The 19,479-nt window shown below is 33.4% G+C and carries 16 protein-coding genes; 7 read left to right on the top strand and 9 right to left on the bottom strand.

The window, feature by feature from the left end; all coding sequences use genetic code 11:
- Position 1: 1 nt before the first annotated feature.
- The gene (mtaB, locus tag ASF10_RS08055; protein ID WP_056247503.1) at positions 2-1,336 is read left to right on the top strand and encodes a tRNA (N(6)-L-threonylcarbamoyladenosine(37)-C(2))-methylthiotransferase MtaB; all 1,335 of its coding nucleotides are present in this window, start codon (positions 2-4) and stop codon (positions 1,334-1,336) included.
- A gap of 206 nt (positions 1,337-1,542) precedes the next feature.
- On the opposite strand, the gene ASF10_RS08050 is transcribed toward mtaB, so the two are convergent.
- From ASF10_RS08050 to ASF10_RS08020, 7 genes are all read right to left on the bottom strand, one after another.
- Positions 1,543-2,052 carry a hypothetical protein gene (locus ASF10_RS08050; RefSeq protein WP_056247501.1) on the bottom strand — a complete coding sequence of 170 codons (510 nt, stop codon included), beginning with the start codon at positions 2,050-2,052 and terminating at the stop codon, positions 1,543-1,545.
- A 49-nt stretch (positions 2,053-2,101) separates the two neighbouring features.
- Positions 2,102-2,818, bottom strand: a complete 717-nt coding sequence (locus ASF10_RS08045) for a 3-ketoacyl-ACP reductase (protein ID WP_056247498.1) — start codon at positions 2,816-2,818, stop codon at positions 2,102-2,104.
- Positions 2,819-2,930: 112 nt separating this feature from the next.
- Complete coding sequence (locus ASF10_RS08040; RefSeq protein ID WP_056247497.1) at positions 2,931-3,518, bottom strand: phospholipid scramblase-related protein; 588 nt, start codon at positions 3,516-3,518, stop codon at positions 2,931-2,933.
- Between the two features lie 90 nt (positions 3,519-3,608).
- The gene (locus ASF10_RS08035) at positions 3,609-5,771 is read right to left on the bottom strand and encodes a VWA domain-containing protein (RefSeq protein WP_056247495.1); all 2,163 of its coding nucleotides are present in this window, start codon (positions 5,769-5,771) and stop codon (positions 3,609-3,611) included.
- Between the two features lie 35 nt (positions 5,772-5,806).
- Positions 5,807-6,772 (bottom strand): hypothetical protein, encoded by a 966-nt coding sequence (locus tag ASF10_RS08030; RefSeq protein ID WP_056247493.1) that lies wholly within the window; start codon positions 6,770-6,772, stop codon positions 5,807-5,809.
- Between the two features lie 2 nt (positions 6,773-6,774).
- Complete coding sequence (locus ASF10_RS08025; RefSeq protein WP_056247491.1) at positions 6,775-7,275, bottom strand: RNA polymerase sigma factor; 501 nt, start codon at positions 7,273-7,275, stop codon at positions 6,775-6,777.
- Between the two features lie 368 nt (positions 7,276-7,643).
- Positions 7,644-8,480, bottom strand: a complete 837-nt coding sequence (locus tag ASF10_RS08020) for a DUF6929 family protein (RefSeq protein ID WP_056247488.1) — start codon at positions 8,478-8,480, stop codon at positions 7,644-7,646.
- Between the two features lie 127 nt (positions 8,481-8,607).
- Between ASF10_RS08020 and ASF10_RS08015 the strand changes: the two genes are divergently transcribed.
- From ASF10_RS08015 to ASF10_RS08005, 3 genes are all read left to right on the top strand, one after another.
- The gene (locus tag ASF10_RS08015; RefSeq protein WP_056247486.1) at positions 8,608-9,486 is read left to right on the top strand and encodes a PPK2 family polyphosphate kinase; all 879 of its coding nucleotides are present in this window, start codon (positions 8,608-8,610) and stop codon (positions 9,484-9,486) included.
- Between the two features lie 447 nt (positions 9,487-9,933).
- On the top strand, positions 9,934-11,385 hold the full coding sequence (locus tag ASF10_RS08010) for a hypothetical protein (RefSeq protein ID WP_056247483.1): 1,452 nt from the start codon (positions 9,934-9,936) through the stop codon (positions 11,383-11,385).
- A 95-nt stretch (positions 11,386-11,480) separates the two neighbouring features.
- Positions 11,481-13,256: a cytochrome-c peroxidase gene (locus ASF10_RS08005; protein WP_056247481.1), complete on the top strand. Its 1,776-nt coding sequence runs from the start codon at positions 11,481-11,483 to the stop codon at positions 13,254-13,256.
- A gap of 288 nt (positions 13,257-13,544) precedes the next feature.
- Here ASF10_RS08005 and ASF10_RS08000 read toward each other — a convergent pair whose 3' ends face one another.
- Complete coding sequence (locus ASF10_RS08000; RefSeq protein ID WP_056247479.1) at positions 13,545-14,063, bottom strand: hypothetical protein; 519 nt, start codon at positions 14,061-14,063, stop codon at positions 13,545-13,547.
- Between the two features lie 191 nt (positions 14,064-14,254).
- Between ASF10_RS08000 and ASF10_RS07995 the strand changes: the two genes are divergently transcribed.
- From ASF10_RS07995 to ASF10_RS07985, 3 genes are all read left to right on the top strand, one after another.
- Complete coding sequence (locus ASF10_RS07995; protein ID WP_056247477.1) at positions 14,255-15,640, top strand: MATE family efflux transporter; 1,386 nt, start codon at positions 14,255-14,257, stop codon at positions 15,638-15,640.
- Positions 15,641-15,744: 104 nt separating this feature from the next.
- A complete protein-coding gene (locus tag ASF10_RS07990; protein ID WP_056247475.1) occupies positions 15,745-15,972 on the top strand; it encodes a hypothetical protein in 228 nt (75 codons plus the stop codon).
- A 60-nt stretch (positions 15,973-16,032) separates the two neighbouring features.
- Positions 16,033-17,967 carry an LTA synthase family protein gene (locus ASF10_RS07985; protein WP_056247472.1) on the top strand — a complete coding sequence of 645 codons (1,935 nt, stop codon included), beginning with the start codon at positions 16,033-16,035 and terminating at the stop codon, positions 17,965-17,967.
- A gap of 250 nt (positions 17,968-18,217) precedes the next feature.
- On the opposite strand, the gene meaB is transcribed toward ASF10_RS07985, so the two are convergent.
- Entirely contained in the window at positions 18,218-19,309 is a 1,092-nt protein-coding gene (gene meaB / locus ASF10_RS07980; RefSeq protein WP_056247469.1) for a methylmalonyl Co-A mutase-associated GTPase MeaB, read from the bottom strand.
- Positions 19,310-19,479: the final 170 nt, after the last annotated feature.

The following is a 19,479-nucleotide window of genomic DNA, read 5'->3' as shown; positions in this document are numbered from 1 at the left end:
CATGGAAAATAGAAAAAAAGTTGCTTTTTATACGCTTGGTTGCAAATTGAATTTTTCAGAAACTTCTACAATCGCCAGAAACTTTAATGATGAAGGGTTTGATCGTGTTGATTTTGAAGAAATAGCAGACATTTATGTCATCAATACCTGTTCAGTTACAGATAATGCAGATAAGCAATTTAAGCAGGTAGTAAAAAAAGCAATGAAACTTAATGATAAAGCTTTTGTTGCCGCAGTAGGTTGTTATGCGCAATTAAAACCAGAAGAATTAGCAAATGTAGAGGGTGTGGATTTGGTTTTGGGAGCAACAGAAAAGTTTAAAATCACAGATTACATTCACGATCTCAGCAAAAATGATATGGGTGAAGTTCATTCCTGCGAAATTTCTGAAGCTGATTTTTATGTGGGAAGTTATTCTATTGGAGATCGTACCCGTGCTTTCCTGAAAGTTCAGGACGGTTGTGATTATAAATGTACCTATTGTACAATTCCGTTAGCAAGAGGAATTTCAAGAAGTGATGCTTTAGAAAATGTGTTGCAAAACGCCAAAGAAATTTCATCTCAAAATATTAAAGAGATTGTTTTAACCGGAGTAAATATTGGAGATTACGGAAAAGGAGAATTTGGAAATAAAAAACACGAACATACTTTTCTCGATTTAGTTCAGGCATTAGATAAAGTCGACGGAATAGAACGTTTGAGAATTTCATCAATCGAACCTAATTTATTGAAAAATGAAACGATCGAATTTGTTTCTAAAAGCAGAACTTTTGTACCTCATTTTCATATTCCATTACAATCAGGAAGTAATGATATTTTAAAATTAATGAAACGCCGTTACTTACGCGAAGTATATACAGAACGTGTAAATAAAATTCGTGAAGTAATGCCGCATGCTTGTATTGGTGTTGATGTTATTGTTGGTTTTCCGGGTGAAACTGATGAGCATTTTTTAGAAACATACCATTTTTTAAATGAAATGGATATTTCTTATTTACACGTATTCACGTATTCTGAAAGAGATAATACAGAAGCAGCAAATATGGCTGGAGTTGTTCCTGCAAATGTTAGGGCAAAACGAAGTAAAATGTTACGCGGATTATCCGTTAAAAAACGTCGTGCTTTTTACGAAAGCCAAATAGGATCTAACAGAACAGTCTTATTCGAAAGTGAAAATAAAGAAGGATATATTCACGGTTTTACTGAAAATTACGTAAAAGTAAAAACACCATGGAATCCTGAATTAGTAAATACATTGCAAGATATCAACCTGACAAAAATTGACGAAGACGGAAGCGTTCGTTTAGAGTTTTTGAACAAATTGACCGAAGCTTAAGATATAAGATCTTTGTCAAAGTTTCAAACTTTGACAAATTATCCGCATAATTTTGTCATTTCGACGTGAGGAGAAATCACACGAGAAACTCGACAAAGATTGGCCGCTTAGTTTGTAATTGCGAGGAACGAAGCTATGACAATAACAATATAAAACAAGAAAGCCCTTTTATTAGAAAAGGGCTTTCTTGTTTTATAAAATAAAAACTATTTCTGATCTTCAGGAATTACCAATTTCAAAGAATTAATATAATCCGTATCGAACTCAATAACTCGAATTTTTTCTGGATTAAAACTCAATTCGCCACCAAACTGACCTTTTATATCTAAGAAATCAATAGTTAATTCTTCTTCGTTTAATTCAAGTAACTTTCCTAAATAAGCTGACTTGGCTGATTTTTTCGAAATCTGAAAAATACCATATTTGTTATTCACATAATTAAGGATTGAACTCAAATCGCGAATCGGGATAATATCCTCTGCATTTGTTTTTAGACCTTTTAAACGAATTACTTTTTCGGTAAATTCAAGATCCTGATCTCTATGTACGGCTTCAATATTTTTATTTTTCAGAATTACAAAACCATCCAGAATAAAATCTTCGGGATTATTTCGCAGCAAGATCCAGTCATCAGAATAATCAATAAGAAAACCGGTAAAGAGTTCTTTTTTATCTGTAAATTCTATTGCAATTAATTGTCTTAAATATTGTTCCATCATATGTTTTTTTAAGGCTGATAAGATCTTTGTAAAAGTTTATTGCGTATTATGGATTTGTAGACCAAATACTGCTGTTTTTTATAAAAACGCGACGGCTTAATTTTAATTGAGCAATTATTAATTCGGCAATATCTTCAGATTGCATTACTTTATCAGGATTACCGTCTGTAAGGTTTAGATCTTTTGCCATATCTGTTGCTACAGTACTTGGCGTTAAAGCAGTAACACGAATATTGTGTTTTCTCATTTCCTGCATCAAAGAATCCGTAAGTCCAAGAACAGCGAATTTTGATGCACTGTAAGCACTCGTTAAAGCATTTCCGTTTAATCCCGCAGTAGACGAAATATTGATAATATCACCAGTTTGTCTTTCGATCATATTTGGGATAATGGCACGAGTTGTATAATAAGTTCCCATTAAGTTTACCTGAATGATTCTTTCCCAGGCATCCGGTTCCAATTCCAGGAATTTTCCAAAAGAAGCAATTCCGGCACTATTAATTAAAATATCGATGGTTTTAAATTCAGCCAAAGCTTTTTCTGCAGCACTATTGATTGAGTTGATATCTGAAACATCAGCAGATAAAGCCAAAGATTTTACGCCCAAAGCAGTAGTTTCGGCAGCTAACTGATCAACATCAGCCTGAGTTCTTGCAACTAAAATTACGTTTACTCCTTCTTTTGCTAAAGCAATTGCAATCGCTTTTCCAATTCCTTTTCCTGCTCCGGTAATTAAGGCATTTTTATTTTTTAAGTCTGTCATGATTTGTTTTTTAGAAATGCAAAAAGCATCATTTTAGTTACACAAAAATACAGTTTTTGCTTCCTAAAACGATGCTTTCAGCTATTTTCTTAATCTAAGTTTAACAACTTATTTATTCTTTCAGAACCATATCAATACACATTACTGCTGCCAGAATTAATTGCCTTAACGGGCTGTCAGGTGCAACTGTATCTTCTATTTGAAGCACGTAATTATCAGCACTTGTGAAAAATTCTTTTCCTATTCCTGCCCATTTTTTACTTACTTGGGCCAATTGTTTGTTTTCATGGCTGAATTTAAAATCCCAACCCGTCCATTTTCCCTGAAGCGTTGCTGCAGTTTTTTCATTTTTATCCAGGATTTCAAACTTTCCTCCAATAGAAAATATTTTCTGTTTGAATGTTCCCACCAATCTGTCTTTTTCATCAAAAACCTCAACAGTCGAACGAAGCCACGCAATACCACGTTTTACTGAAATTATTTTCTCGCCGGAAGCAGTAGTAATTTCGATATCAAAAGGAGTCATTCTTTTATAATCTGTAAAACGGAACATTTTGGTAAAAAAGCCCAGATTATTCTCTCTGCAATTCATGATAATTTCATTGCTTTCAGGACTATAAATATCATAATTATTTGCGGCTTTAAACATTCCAACATGTTCTTTTACAAGAAACAGATTTTGATTTAGGATAGGATTCATTAAATTTTATTTGAAATTAATTTGTAGCTATTTTTACTTGATAAGTTTTGAAGGATTTTCAAAAGGAAACCAAATGTAAAAAAATCTTCGTTAATAATCGAATTTTGCAGCTTCAATCAGTCTAATAAATTCAGCTTTGTAACCTTCTACATCATTAGAAAGTCCTTGCTTGGCTAATTTCAAAATATCCTCAGAAGATTTATTTGAGATTAATTTTGAATCTCTTAATTTCAAGCCAAACCATGCTACAGCAGTGCTAAATTTAAAATCATCAGAAGCTTTTTCTAGACCAACAGTTTTATTTTCGATTACTTCAACCATTTCTATGCTTTTATCTCCATCCGGTTTTTTGTAACGGAATTTTATTGTGGCAAGTTCAGCATTATAGTTATTACTGCTTTCTTTTACTTTTGTATATTTTAAATCATCAGGTTGTTCGTTTAGATAATCGCTCTTAACTCCTGCAGGAATAATTTCATACAAAGCTGTAACGGTATGATTACTTCCTAATTCGCCGGCATCTATAGCATCATTTTTAAAATCTTCCGGACGTAATTTTCTGTTTTCATATCCTATTAATCGATACGCCTGAATTTGTTTAGGATTAAATTCGATCTGAATTTTTACATCTTTGGCAATTGCAAACATAGAACCTTTAAACTCTTTTCCTAAAAAACGATTCGCTTCCTGAATATTATCGATGTAGGCATAATTTCCGTTTCCTTTATCAGCTAAAGTTTCCATTTTACTGTCTTTATAATTTCCCATTCCGTATCCTAAACAAGTCAGGAAAACTCCGGTTTTTCTTTTTTCTTCGATTAGTTTTTCCATGTCAGAATTTGAAGTGCTTCCCACATTAAAATCTCCGTCTGTAGCCAGAATTACTCTGTTATTTCCATCTTTGATAAAGTTTTCAGTTGCAATTTTATAAGCCAGTTCAATTCCTGCGCCTCCGGCTGTACTTCCTCCGGCATTCAGTTTTTCCAGTGCGTCAATAATTGTTTTTTTCTCATCTCCGGCAGTTGGAGAAAGAACCAAACCGGCAGCTCCGGCATATACAACAATTGCTACTTTATCTTTTTTTCGCAATTCATTTACCAATATTTTCAAGGATTGTTTCAGTAATGGCAGTTTATTGATCTCACTCATAGAACCGGAAACATCAATTAAGAAAACAAGGTTTGAAGCAGGCAAATTCTCTGTTGGAATATTTTTTCCCTGCAAACCAATTTTAAGAACTTTGTTTTTAGAATTCCAGGGAGAATCGCTTAACTCTGTATTAATAGAAAACGGATCTGAATTTTTTGGCTGTGGATAATTATATTTAAAAAAGTTTACCATTTCTTCTACACGAACAGCATCTTTAGGAACTGCCTGACCGTTATTTATAAAACGTCTCACATTGGTGTAAGAAGCATTATCAACATCTATAGAAAATGTAGAAAGCGGTGCTGTTTTTGGACTTTCGAAAGCATTTTCTACGAAAGCATTATAATCTTCCTGACTTGGTTCTACTGGTTGAATATGATTGGCTATTTTCAATTTGGCATCAAGTTCTTTCTCTGTAAGATTTTTATAAATCCCGTTTTTGGTAGCAACAATTACAACCCCGTTTGAAGCTCTGGATCCATATAATGAAGTTGCATCAATATCTTTTAAAACTTTTACATCCTGTACATCGTTTGGATTAATTTTAGCGAATTGTTTTGCCTTTACCGGAATTCCGTCAATAACATATAAAGGTTCATTTTTAGACGAAATAGATTGAGTTCCTCTAATGACTACTTGCTGACTTGGAGCAGCTTGTATATAGTTTGAGGAAACGGGTAAACTTACCATTTTACCTTTAGGCTCTCTGGCTGGTTTAGATGTTCTCCTTTTTTCTACAGGTCTATAATAACTATTATCTTCCTGTTCTGATGTTCCGTAACCTACCACGACAACTTCTTGCAGCTGGTTACTATTTTCCTGCAATATTACATTGATTATAGTTGATTGTTTGACCGTAACATTTTGAGTATTCATACCAATGTAACTAAAAATCAAAATATCGCCGGTTTGTGCCTGAATAGAATACTTTCCGTCAAAATCTGTTTGTGTTGCTTTTTTTGATTTTTGAACGATAATAGTAACACCCGGAAGAGCCAGATTTGACTTGTCTGTAACAGTTCCGGTAATTGTTTTTTCCTGTGCCATTGATACGAAACATATAAGCATAGAAAGGGCTAATGAAATAAGTTTTACGTTTTTCATGATAGTAAATTTTAAATTAAGATTTTGTTTTTTAGCTAGTTTTTAGCAGCTGGTTTCCCGGTTTTAGTAGTAATTATTACAACTCCTTTTTTTCCTTTTTCGCCATATTTTGATGTGGCTTCCAGATCTTGTAGAACTGTAATTGTTTTAATTTCCTGTTTATTTAATGGTGCATAAGGACTTGTTGGGTTTTTGCCAAATAAATCATTTTCAGAATAATAAATTCCGTCAATAATATACAAAGGCTGATCTAATACAACTAATGAATCTACATTTTCAGGCTCTAAATTAGGCAGTTCATTTTGCATCATTTTATCCCTTTTCTCATCATTGCTATGAGATATTGCACTTCCGTTGATAACAATTAACGGAGCACTTTTTTTGACCATCTGGTTTGATTTGTCAGCATAGGCAACTTTAGCCGATTCTCTTTCTACTGTTCTTGAATAGCCTAAACTTTGAACTGCTTTGTCTTTTGAAACAAAATTTTCTTCTTCGTTAGAATATTCAGGTTCTACAGGAACAGGAGTTATTGCTTCGGTTGCAACTGGTGCAGCAGCTGTTTGATTGGGTACGAATTCATATGAAACAGAACCTTGTGGTTCATGTATTGCTACATCTTGTTGTTGATGGATTTGTTTGTCCAGGATTTTAGCTGCTTCCGTTTTTGGTACAAGTGGTGAGTCTGTAGAAACAACTGCATTATCTTTTTCAGTTGCAGATTGCTTAGTTACTTCTGTATTGGTTTCATTAACGACAACTTTTGGATTTTGAGTTGTTGTTTTATCTGTTTTTAAAAACTGAGAACCAATCGAAATCAATAATAAAAGAGATGCTGCAATGGCAATTTTTTTCCATAACGAAATAGTTTTTTTATCTTCTTTCTTGTCCAGTTTATCTTCTACGCGCGCCCAGACTTTCTCCATTCCCGGGAAGTCTTTTCGTTCCGAGTTTTCTGCGGCTTCTTTAAATTTATCGAATATTTTATCTTGATTGTCCATGACTATTTTGCTTTTTGGTAATACAATTTATTTACTAATTCCTTTAGCTTTGTTTTAGCGGCATTCAATTGTGATTTTGATGTGCCTTCAGAAATATTCAGCATTGCGGATATTTCTTTGTGTGCAAAACCTTCAATAACAAAAAGGTTAAAAACGGTTTTGCAGCCGTCTGGAATATGATTTAGTAAATTCAGTAAATCCTCTTCTTCTAAAGAGTTAATTTCTTCTGTAAAAGGTTGCGAAAGCAATTTGACATCATCAAGATACATGTTGAAATTGGTATGTTTCTTAATTGTTGCCAAACAATGGTTAACTGTTATTTTTCGCGCCCAAGCCTCAAAAGCCAGAACTTCTTTTAATTGTTCCAGTTTTGTAAATATGGTATAGAAAGCGTCAGCCATAGCTTCTTCTATTTCTTCTTCCTTTTTGAGGTATCGTTTGCAAAGGCGATACAATTTTGGAGCCATATGCTCATAAACCTGACGCTGAGCGTCGCGGTTCATTTTTTTGCAGTTAGAAATTAGCGTTTCGTTTATCACAATTGTTGTCTTTATACTAAAGAGGGATGAAAAATCAAAAAGGTTGGGAAGGTGATTAAAAAAAGTTTAAAAAAGGCGTTTATTTTTTAATTGATGTATTTAAAGGTACAATTTTCCAGGTAAAGATGCATTGTAGACATGTATTCTGTACAGCAGTGTGTCTTTGGTTGAGCATATCCTTTGCGGGAGACGCACTGCTGTGCGCCTCTACGTTATTGTGGGAGTCATTGCGAGGAACGAAGCAATCTCATCTAGCACTTTTTTGACTAGCAAATTTGCTTTTGTTAGTGTGGTTGCTTTGTTCCTCGCAATGACATAAAATGTGTTTAATTTTACTTAACCGGCAAACTCAACTTAAAAATCTTAGTTTCCAGCAACTCCGTATCATTATCCTCGCAAAGCAAGAACTCAATTTTATCATTTGATTTTTTATAGAAAGTCAAACCTTCGAACTTATTAGTTGAGGTAATTTTTTGAGTAAAATCTATTTTCATAGTTTTTAGATCAATTCGGCCAATGAAACTTCCTAAGATATCGCCATCGTCGTAAGTTGATTTTGTGTCTTCGGCAGTAGAAAGGAAATAGATTTTGTCTTCGACTAAAATAGCATCGGTAAAACTAGAACGAACGCCTTTTATTTTTGGCAATTTATAATTGGTTGCAACCAAAGCAAATTCTTCGCCCAGACTTTTTGCATGGATCGTGAAAATGGTGTTTTTATTAGAAATTCCATTTCCGCGATTGAATAAATACCAGTTTTCACCGTCGAAAATAGCGCCTTCAAGATTGAAATCTTCCGGTTTTATTTCGCCAAAGCTTTGCATTAAACCGTATAAATCAACCAGATTATTTTTTTGTAAGATAGTTTTGTTTTTAAGATCAAACTCAATCATTTTATTTCGGTTTTCGGTAGAACCGGAACCAAAAACATAAAGTGTATCGTTGTGATTTGTTATGGATTCAAAATCGGGTTTTATGTTTTTAGGTATATTTTGCGACGGATTATCAATTAAAGCGTGTTGGTTTAATTGCTGATTCTGTATGTTATATTCGTATAAAAATCCGCTGTTATCGCCAATAATATAAAGAGCATCGTTATTATAAAATAATCCTGATGCAGAACCAATACCTATAATTTGAAATAATATTTCTAATGTGAATTTTTCCATGAAATGTTTTTATTGAATAATAATGCTTAGCCCTTATAGCAATGAAAAGTATTATAATGAATAGCAGTTCCGATAGTTATCGGAATTCGTAAAATTAGTATATTTATAAATATAAAAATAAAGATATATGAAATCGATAGACCCGAAGGATTTTAAAGTGACAGATAAAATAAAATTATCAAAGATTCCGACTTTGTTGAAGGTTAAAGCTGATGATGACGAAAAAGAGGAAAAACTGGATAAAGTACAGGCAAAACTTAGCGATTTGCAGGATGTGATGTATGCGCACAATAAATACTCGGTTTTAATTTGCCTTCAGGGAATGGATACTTCGGGAAAGGATAGTTTGATTAGGGAGGTTTTTAAAGAATTTAATCCGCGTGGAGTAGTAGTGCATAGTTTTAAAACGCCGAATTCGGCTGAACTGGAACATGATTATTTGTGGAGACATTATATAGCGCTGCCAGAAAAAGGAAAGTTTGCAATTTTTAATCGTACGCATTATGAGAATGTTTTGGTAACCCGCGTGCATCCTGAATTTATTTTGGCAGAGAATTTATCGGGAATTAATTCGGTTGAAGATATTAAACCTAAATTTTGGAAAAAAAGAATAGAGCAAATCAATAATTTTGAAAGTCATATTGCCGAAAACGGAACTATTGTCATGAAATTCTATCTTCATTTGAGTAAAGAAGAGCAACGTCAGCGTTTGTTACGCCGACTTGAAGAAGGAAAACACAATTGGAAATTTTCACCCGGAGATTTAAAAGAGCGTGAATATTGGGATGAATATCAGGAATATTATGAAGAAGCAATAAACAAAACTTCGACAGAACATGCGCCGTGGTACATTGTTCCTGCCGATGATAAAGAAATGGCACGTTATATAGTAGCCAAAATTATTTGGGAAGAAATGAAACAATACACTGATATTAAAGAACCGGAACTTGATCAAAAAATAAAAGACAATTTTGAGCAGTATAAAAAAACATTAGAAAAGAGTTAATCAGGAATTTTATTAATTAAGAAATCAGATAATTTTTATAGTCAAACCCGACAGGTTTTAAAAACCTGTCGGGTTTTGTGTATATGGTAATAAGAATTTCAAATTATTATTTTTAAGAAATTTCTATTTCAACTCAGTATTATGTAAACAAGACTCCATTAAAAGAACTACTTTTCTAAATGAAAAACTTAAGATTTCGTGGATTTTCGAGTTGATTTGAAATTGGATTTTAATTAAAAAAAGAATCTTAGAAATAATACCCTTTTTTTTACTTTTATGTTACTACAAGTTTATGAGTATTTTATATTACTAATTTAATGTTAATTTTTTAAGTGCGTATAATTCAGTTGTGGTTAAAGTCTTGTTTTTTTAATAATATTCAAGATATTTTAACTTAAAGAGTAGGGATTTACTTTGTAAAAAAAATAGAAACCAATTTTTAGCTAAATGAAACGAATTATTTTACCTCTACTTATTCTAGGTTCGTTACTTACATCATGTAATAACGATTCTAAAGACGAAACTGAACCAACAAGTGTTGTATTAAAAGATCAATCTGTAACGCCAAGTTTATTGAAAGCGCAAACAGGTTTTGAAAGTTTAAAAATTTATTCTCTTTTTAGTTCAGATGATGTTTTTGCGGACAGTCCTAAATTTGTTTTTGGTGGTTCTGCTGACGGTTCAGGTTTATTAAAAAACACTGACGGAACTTTTACATTTTTAGTAAATAACGAAGACAATTTTGCGGTTTCGAGAATTACGCTTGACAAAACATTTAAACCTACTAAAGGAGAATATTTGTTAAACTCTAATGGAGGAACCTGGAGATTATGCGGTGCAACTATGGCTACACAAGAAGAGCATGGTTTTGGACCGGTTTATTTAACATGTGGAGAATCTGGAGAAGAATCCCGTACACATGCTTTAGATCCTTACGCAAGTGCAGGAAGCGCATCTGTATCTAAAGAATTAGCAGGTTTTGGTCGTTTAAGTGCTGAGAATGCTTTGCCACTACGATCTTCAGCCTACAAAGGAAAAACAGTTGTTGTTATTGGTGATGATGATTCCGGAACTTACGGAGGTCAGGTTTTTATGTATGTATCTAATACTGTGGGTGATTTAACCGGAGGTTCTTTATACATGCTAAAAAGAAACGATGATAACCAAAGAGAAAAAGATATGGAAGTTAGTAAAACATATCCTGTTTCTTTTGTGAAAATTGATAATCATACAACACTTACCGGTGCACAAATTAATGCAGCTGTAAATACTTTAAAAGCCATTAAATTTGGTCGTGTAGAAGATTTAGATTACCGTAAAGGTGGTGACACTGCTGATCGTGAATTGTATTTTAATGTAACCGGGCAAGCTACAACAGGAATAAATGCAGATGGTTCAAGAACTAAATATGGTAGAGTTTACAAATTAAATCTTGATGCTGCTGATCCATTAAAAGGAACTCTTGAAGTTATTCTTGACGGAGATAACCGTTCTGGAATTGCAGGGAAATTCCAGAATCCGGATAATATTTGTGTAACTAAAAACTATGTTTACGTTCAGGAAGACGCTAACGGATACGGAGACGAAACTCACGATGCTTATATCTATCAATACAATATTGCGACTAAAGCTTTGAAAGTTGTTGTAGAATTAGATCACCGTCGTACAGCGACAGATGCTGCGAAATATAACGTAGGCGGAACTTCTAAATTTGGAGATTGGGAATATGGTGCTTTGATCGATGTATCTGACCAATTAGGTATTCCGGATACTTTCATGTTAAGCGTTCAGCCACATACCTGGACTGGAGAAAAATACTTAAGTCCTGACGGAGGAACAAAACGTCCTGTAGAAAATCAAGCAAGTCAAATCGTAGTAATTAAAGGTTTAGCGAGATAAATTTTTAAGTCATTACAAAACAGTTCTCCACTATTTCTATTTGAAGTAGTGGTTTCTGTTTTTCTGAATATTCCTCTCTTAATTGTTATTAGATCATGAAAAAAATATATTGTTTGTTATTCTTGATAGCATTTGCTGCTTGTCAGAAAAAAAGCAAACATCAGGAAGTAAATGAGATTTTTCAATCTGATATTACTTTGTTGATAGAAAAAGTTGCTAAGCTTAAATATTCAGTACAAGCTGATTCTACCGAAGCGCAAATTCAGCGACAATTTCTCGAAGCGCATAAAAGCTATAAAAAGGTCGAAATGATAAGTGAATATTATTTGCCTGAGGTTTCTAAATCGATAAACGGACCCGCAATACCAGAGTTTGAAGAAAATGACAAAGTCACCGTTCCGCCAGAAGGATTTCAGGTTATCGAAGAATTGATTTTTCCGGAATATAATAAGAAAAGTAAAAAAGAATTACTTCAGGAATTAGGTATTTTATCAGCAAATTTAATCAGGTTAGAAAAAGTTTCTAATTCGACAGAATTGACGGATGCGCACGTTTTTGATGCCATGCGATTAGAGGTTTACAGAATTATAACTTTAGGAATTACAGGATTTGATTCGCCCGTGATTTTAAATTCACTTCCCGAAGCTTCAGTAGCTTTAGAAACTATTGAAAAATATTATAATGTTTATTTAGAAAATGAATCGGTTTCGAACTCAAAAGCCGTACTCGATATTCTGGAAAAAGGGAAAAAATATCTAAAAACAAATTCTAATTTTAATGCTTTTGATCGTGCTTATTTTATAAAAGAAGTTTTAAATCCGTTAAGTAAAGGGCTTTTTAAATCACAAACTGAATTAGGAATTCCGTTACTGAAAGAACAAAGAGGTCTAAAAGTAACTGCACAAACGTTATTCGATGCGGCTGCTTTTGATGCTGAAGCATTCTCTGGTTTTCCGGATTATAAAACAACACCTGAAAAAATTGCTTTGGGTAAAAAGTTATTCAATGATCCTGTTTTATCCGGAAACAATACACGTTCGTGCGCTTCTTGTCATCATGTAGATAAAGCTTTTACAGATGGTTTAGAAAGAGCGGTTGCATTAGACGGAAAATCGATGATTCAGCGTAATACACCAACGCTTACTAATATTGCTTTTCAGCGTGTGTTTTTTGCAGATTCCCGAGTGAGTTATCTCGAAGATCAGGCAATTGCAGTTATTCGTAATGAAAATGAAATGCACGGATCTTTGGAGAAATCGGCTTTGGCAATTAAAAAAAATCACGAATACGTTAAGGAGTTTGCAAAAGCTTTTCCAAAAGGAGAAATAAACGAATTTGGGATTAAAAATGCTTTGGCATCTTACATTCGTTCGTTAAGTCAATACGATTCTAAGTTTGATCAATACATGCAAAATAAAGCAACATTTACTCCAGATGAAAAGGCCGGCTTTAATTTATTTGCCGGAAAAGCTAAATGCGCAACCTGTCATTTTATCCCATTAACAAACGGAACTGTTCCGCCAAATTTTAACCGCTCTGAAAGTGAGATTTTAGGCGTTCCCAATAAAAATAAAAAACTCGACGGTGATTTGGGCAAGTTTGTGATTACGCAAGCCGCTATTCATAAGTATTCATTTAAAACACCAACGATCAGAAACATTGAACTTACAGCTCCTTATATGCATAACGGAGTTTATAAAACGCTGGAAGAGGTAATCGATTTCTATAATGAAGGCGGAGGATTAGGCCTGGGATTTAATCTCCCAAACCAAACTTTACCGGAAGACAAACTGAATTTAACAGATCAGGAAAAAAAACAACTAATTGCCTTTATGAAAACGTTGACGGATAAAAAGTATTTGAGAGAATAGAAAAAAGAAGCAAGAGAATAGAGGAAAGAGAATAGAACAAAGAAGAAAGAGAATAGATGTTAGATTTACGAAATTGAAATTTAAGCACGCAGCTTAGCGAACTTTGCCTTCTTCCAACATTTAAAAACTTTGCGAACTTTGCGAAAAAAACTTTGCGTCTTTGCGGTTAAATTTTTTTCTCAAAGATTAATAGATTATTTCATCACTTATATAAATTACAAAACCCGAGGGACTATGCGATCCCTCGGGTTTATACCAAAAACAAAAAAATAAAATAAACCTTTTCTTTTATAAGTCAAAACCGTAAGCTAAACGTAAAGCCACTTGGTTGGTTTTGAATTTGTTATAGTCCTCATAACGGACACTAATGTCAATGTATTTGTTGGCATATCCAATTCCCGGAGCCCATAAAAAAGTAGTCTGATCGTAACCGTTTGTAACAGCAAAACCAGCACCAACTTCTCCTAAAACGTAGAATTGATCTTCCCAAATAAAAGCTTTAAAACCAGCTTTTGCAGGAATAAATCCAAGATCTTTTACTTCAACTCCATTCTCATCATCTCCCATAAACAAATTGGTAAAACCAGTTGTAAGCGTTAATGATGTTCTTTTTGTTAAATCATATTGCAAACGCACATCGCCTCCTAAAGACCAGTCGTAAGCATTATCAGTTGGAAGACCTCCGTTTAATCCAAAACCTAATCTAAAACCCTGATCGTAATTTTTAACTTCACTGTCTTGAGCGAAAGTAGTATTGGCGTATAATAAAGCGAAAGCAGCTAGGCATAACATTTTTAATTTTCTCATGACAATTTTTTTTGAATTTTTAATAATGTAAAAATACTTTCAAGGCGCAAGGGCTTTGTTATATAATTTTAAAAAATTGTTATATAATATTAGTCTTAATGGAAAATCATCTTAATGTTTGCTTATGTTTTTAATAATACGATAGAATTCAAAGCTTCTGATTATCTTTGCCCACTAAAAAAAGCATACAATTGAATTTTAAGCAGTATACAAAGGAGTTTTCATATAATTTAAGATTAGCATATCCTATTATATTAGGAATGGTTGGACATACCTTAATAGGTATTGTAGATAATATAATGGTAGGTAAATTAGGAAGCACAGAACTTGCCGCAGTTTCACTTGGAAATAGCATGATTTTTATAGCAATGTCATTAGGTATTGGTTTTTCTACAGCAATTACTCCAATTGTTGCAGAAGGCGATGCAGAAAAAAATGACAGCAAAATTCGTTCAGCATTTCATCATGGTCTGTTTTTGTGTACCGTTTTAGGATTAGTACTTTTTGGTGTAATTGTTCTGGCAAAACCAATAATGGAACTACTGCAACAACCAGCAGACGTAATTGCACTTGCAAAACCATATCTTGATTGGGTGGCTTTCTCTTTGATTCCTTTAATTATGTATCAGGGATACAAACAATTTGCTGACGGATTATCGCTTACAAAATATTCTATGTACGCCATGATTATGGCAAATGTACTGCATGTTGGTATAAACTACATGTTGATATACGGAATCTGGATTTTTCCTAAAATGGGAATTATCGGTGCAGCATTGGGAACCGTTATTTCCAGAATATTCCTGGTAATGTTCATGCATATTATGTTGTCCAGAAGAGATGATTTAAAACGCTTCTTTAAAAACTTCAGTTTTGATGAGATTAAAAAAGAAACTATAAAAAAGATTATAAGTATAGGATTTCCATCAGCAATGCAAATGCTTTTCGAAGTCGTTTTGTTTACAGCATCTATCTGGCTTTGTGGTAATATTGGTAAAACAAGCCAGGCAGCAAATCAAATTGCTTTGAGTTTGGCCTCACTTACTTTTATGTTTGCGATGGGATTAAGTGTCACTTCGATGATTAGAGTAAGTAATCAGAGAGGTTTGCAGGATTTTAAAAACTTAATTGTAGTGGCACGTTCTATATTTTTATTAGCCATTATAATAGAAACTGTTTTCGCAATTCTGTTTGTCGCTTTTCATAATTTCCTGCCTCATATCTTTTTAAATATGGAGAATAGCGGACAGATTCTTGATAATAGCGAAGTTATAAGTATCGCATCAAAATTGCTTTTAATAGCGGCAGTTTTCCAAATTTCTGACGGAATTCAAGTGGTTGTTCTTGGTGCTTTGAGAGGATTACAAGATGTAAAAGTTCCTATGTATATTACATTTGTGGCGTATTGGGTAATTGGATTTCCAATTTCGTACTATTTAGCCGAATATACGGAATTAAAAGCGCAAGGAGTTTGGATAGGACTTTTGGCAGGATTAACTTCTGCAGCAATTTTTCTTTATATCCGCTTTCATTACCTGACAAAAAAATTAATCCAAAATTTACTTTCAAATGGTTAAATTTGGAACTTGTAAAATAAGATAGCCACAGATTGAGGTATTCATGTAGATTCTAAAATCCTTTTAATTAATAGAAAAAAATACAAAAACAAAAAATAAATAATATGGAATTACCTAAATTTTTACTCGGAGACAATACTGATTTTCCAGATGATATTTTCATCATTCACCTTGATTACCCAAGATTCATTATCAACTTAAAAGATGATGAGGTTGAATTTATGGAAGAAGCTGAAGATCTTGACGAAGCCGAATTAAATGCTGAAATGGAAGGTTTAATTGTTTTGGCAAATGAATTTTACGACAGAGAAATTACGCGTTACGAAGAGTAGAGGAACACTTCTGTACGTTTTGTGATAATTCTCAATCAAAAAATAATTTAGATCTTTCTAATGAAAAAATTAAGTTTTTTAAAACCCATTTTTAATTTTATAGCAATTGGATTGCTAATTACGACTTTAAGCCGAATCTTTTTATTTTTTATTTTTAAAGATAGAGTAGCCGAAACCCCAAATTTCTGGTACATCTTTCCAATCGGACTTCGAATGGATTTGATTTTATTGTGTTATTTGTCGTTTCTACCCGCAGTTTTAATTACTTTTCTACCTAATAAAGCACTGAAGTTTACCAATAAATTTCTAGTAATTTATAGTTTCTTATTCTTGTTTCTGATTCTTTTTGTAGAATTGGCTTCACCGGATTTTGTAAAACAATACGATACACGACCAAACAAAATTTTCTTAGATTACCTGATTTATCCTAAAGAAGTGGTTGGAATGCTTCTAAAAAGTTATCTGACATCTATCATTGTGACTTTTATAATTTTGGGAGTTGTGATCTATCTGGCGTTCAAAAAAGGAAAGAAATATTTCTATACTACAAGTGCCGAATATAAATTTAAATTAATGGTATTTCCATTAGTTGCTTTTCTGTTATTTTTTGGGGCACGTTCAAGTCTTACTTCAAAACGTCCAATTAATGCTAGTAATGCTGTTTTTTCAACAGATCAATTGACAAATACTTTAGGTTTAAATTCATTTTATACCGTAGCTTTTGCAGCTTATTCTATCAAAAATGAAGGAAACACAAAGATGTACGGTAAAATGGAAGAAGCCGAAGCAATTGCTCGTGTAAAAAAATACATGATTGCCGGACCAAATGATTTTACAGATGCCGAAATTCCTTTTCTTCATGTAGAAAAACCAGATACACTTTTAAAGAAACCGTATAATTTAGTCATTTTTCTACAAGAAAGTTTAGGCGCAGAATATGTTGGAATTTTAGGAGGAAAACCATTAACGCCTGAATTTGATAAATTATCGAAAGAAGGATTATTGTTTACCAATTTGTATTGCACAGGAACAAGAAGCGTTCGCGGAATCGAAGCTGTTGTAACCGGATTTTTGCCATCGCCATCAGAAAGTGTGGTAAAATTAGGAAACTCACAACAAGGATTTTTTACCCTTGCTGATGCTTTAAAACAAAAAGGCTATGACACCAGTTTTATTTATGGCGGAATGGCAAATTTTGATAATATGGCTTCGTTTTTTAACGGAAATGGTTTTGAAGATATTGTAGATCAGGAAGATTTTGATTCTGATGGAAACAAATATGCGTTTAAAGGAACATGGGGTTATTCTGATGAAGATTTAGTTACTAAAGCAAATAATTATTTTAAAGCAAAAGGAGATAAACCTTTCTTTTCTTTAATGTTCTCGACATCAAATCACGAACCTTTTGAATATCCTGCAGGACGAATTAAACCTTATGATGCAAAACCTGCAACGGTAAATAATGCGATGAAATATGCAGATTTCTCTATTGGGAAATTCTTCGAAATGGCGAAAAAAGAGCCGTATTTCAAAAACACTATTTTCATCGTAATTGCAGATCACAACACAAGAACATACGGAAAAAATTTAGTACCAATTAATAAGTTTCATATTCCGGCTTTGATTATAGGACCCGGAGTTCCAAAAGGAACGTCTTATAGCAAATTAGCAAGTCAAATCGATATTCCGCCAACTTTGTTGAGTTATTTAGGGCTTCAGTTCGAAACGCCAATGGTAGGAAGAAATCTAAATAAATTAGATCCAAAAACACAAGGAAGATCGATCATGCAATTTAATGATATCAATGCATTCAGAGTCGAAAATCAGGTTGTAATCATGCAGCCAAATTTGAAACCTTTGCAATTCGAAATCAAAAATGACACGACATTAATTCCGGTTAAATTAAATGAAGAATTAGCAAAAGATGCTTTAGCACATGTAATTACAGCAGGAAATTTATATAAAGAAAATAAGTATAAGTTGAGGAAGAAATAACTTTTTTACCATATAAGTTATATAAGTTCATTTAAAAAGGCATCAGGATTCGCCCTGTTTGTCATTTCGAACGAAGGGAGAAATCACACTAGTAATTCGACAAAGGTTAGTTTTTGTTTGCGGAGTTTCTTGTGTGATTTCTCCCTTCGGTCGAAATGACAAGATTGTGAAGTTTGAGTTGACAGATGGTTAATCGAAGGATACGATCAAACTTAAATTCTCTTATATAACTTATATGGTTTAAAAGAAATTATTGTTTTTTAAAATACAGCGACAACAAACTCTGAGCAGCTGCAAAAGGTGAAATTTCATCATTTTGCACTGCTTTTTTGTTTTGTTCTAATTGCGAAATAATTTCACGCTGATTGTAGAAATTCAGTTTTAATTGTTCGTTTATGGTTTCCATCATCCAGAACTGATTTTGTTCTTTTCGTTTTTCAGGAAAGAAACCTGATTCATTTGTCTGTTCAAAGTATTGGGAAATAGTATCCCAAATTTCAGAAATACCATCTTTTGTAATGGCGCTGCAAGTCGTAACTTTTGGTTGCCAATTTGATTTTTTTGGAGGAAATAAATGCAAAGCACGATTGAATTCTAGTTTTGCCTGATTCGCTTTTTTGATATTATCACCGTCAGCTTTGTTAATGACAATTGCGTCTGCCATTTCCATAATACCACGTTTTATGCCCTGAAGTTCATCACCGGCACCGGAAATTTTGAGCAATAAAAAAAAGTCAACCATACTATGAACGGCAGTTTCACTTTGTCCAACACCAACAGTTTCAATAATTATAGTATCAAAACCTGCCGCTTCGCATAAAATAATTGATTCACGTGTTTTGCGGGCAACACCGCCTAGAGTATCTCCGGAAGCGCTTGGTCTGATAAAAGCATTTTCATCTTTTACCAATTCCTCCATTCGGGTTTTGTCTCCAAGAATACTTCCGTGTGAAAGTGAGCTACTTGGATCAACCGCGAGAACGGCAACTTTCTTACCTAATTGCGTCAGGAAACTTCCAAAAGCTTCGATAAAAGTACTTTTTCCAACACCGGGAACACCCGTAATTCCTATTCGGATAGATTTATTAGCATGAGGTAAACATCCGTTTATAACTTCATTTGCTTTTGCGGTATGTTCAGGATTCGTACTTTCGACTAAAGTGATTGCACGACTTAAGGCAGTTCTGTTTCCAAGTAAAATCCCTTCAATTAATTCAGCAGAAGTAGGTTGTAGTCTTCTGTTCTTTTTAATTTGATTGATAGCAGAAACATTGGTAATTTCAGGAGGTGAAATTCCGGCTTTTTCGTGTAAACTGCTTGATTGATTTTTTTGACTTGACAAAATCTACTTTTTGATCTTGTAAAAGTACAGAAAACCTAAACAGTTTCAAAAAGTAAGTTTGCCACGAATTACACGAATTTACACGATTTTTTTTTAGCTAATAGCACATCCTCTATGTCATCCTTCTTTCGTCAGGATGACAAATGCGGAAAATAATTCGTGAATTCGTG

The organism is Flavobacterium sp. Leaf82 (assembly GCF_001422725.1).
Taxonomy (GTDB): domain Bacteria; phylum Bacteroidota; class Bacteroidia; order Flavobacteriales; family Flavobacteriaceae; genus Flavobacterium.
This window is presented reverse-complemented; position numbering and strand designations above follow the sequence as displayed.

Bases quoted from the DNA above. Each gene is read 5' to 3' on its own strand.
- mtaB (WP_056247503.1), top strand. From the start codon at position 2: ATGGAAAATAGAAAAAAAGTTGCTTTTTATACGCTTGGTTGCAAATTG.
- ASF10_RS08050 (WP_056247501.1), bottom strand. From the start codon at position 2,052: ATGGAACAATATTTAAGACAATTAATTGCAATAGAATTTACAGATAAA.
- ASF10_RS08045 (WP_056247498.1), bottom strand. From the start codon at position 2,818: ATGACAGACTTAAAAAATAAAAATGCCTTAATTACCGGAGCAGGAAAA.
- ASF10_RS08040 (WP_056247497.1), bottom strand. From the start codon at position 3,518: ATGAATCCTATCCTAAATCAAAATCTGTTTCTTGTAAAAGAACATGTT.
- ASF10_RS08035 (WP_056247495.1), bottom strand. From the start codon at position 5,771: ATGAAAAACGTAAAACTTATTTCATTAGCCCTTTCTATGCTTATATGT.
- ASF10_RS08030 (WP_056247493.1), bottom strand. From the start codon at position 6,772: ATGGACAATCAAGATAAAATATTCGATAAATTTAAAGAAGCCGCAGAA.
- ASF10_RS08025 (WP_056247491.1), bottom strand. From the start codon at position 7,275: ATGAACCGCGACGCTCAGCGTCAGGTTTATGAGCATATGGCTCCAAAA.
- ASF10_RS08020 (WP_056247488.1), bottom strand. From the start codon at position 8,480: ATGGAAAAATTCACATTAGAAATATTATTTCAAATTATAGGTATTGGT.
- ASF10_RS08015 (WP_056247486.1), top strand. From the start codon at position 8,608: ATGAAATCGATAGACCCGAAGGATTTTAAAGTGACAGATAAAATAAAA.
- ASF10_RS08010 (WP_056247483.1), top strand. From the start codon at position 9,934: ATGAAACGAATTATTTTACCTCTACTTATTCTAGGTTCGTTACTTACA.
- ASF10_RS08005 (WP_056247481.1), top strand. From the start codon at position 11,481: ATGAAAAAAATATATTGTTTGTTATTCTTGATAGCATTTGCTGCTTGT.
- ASF10_RS08000 (WP_056247479.1), bottom strand. From the start codon at position 14,063: ATGAGAAAATTAAAAATGTTATGCCTAGCTGCTTTCGCTTTATTATAC.
- ASF10_RS07990 (WP_056247475.1), top strand. From the start codon at position 15,745: ATGGAATTACCTAAATTTTTACTCGGAGACAATACTGATTTTCCAGAT.
- ASF10_RS07985 (WP_056247472.1), top strand. From the start codon at position 16,033: ATGAAAAAATTAAGTTTTTTAAAACCCATTTTTAATTTTATAGCAATT.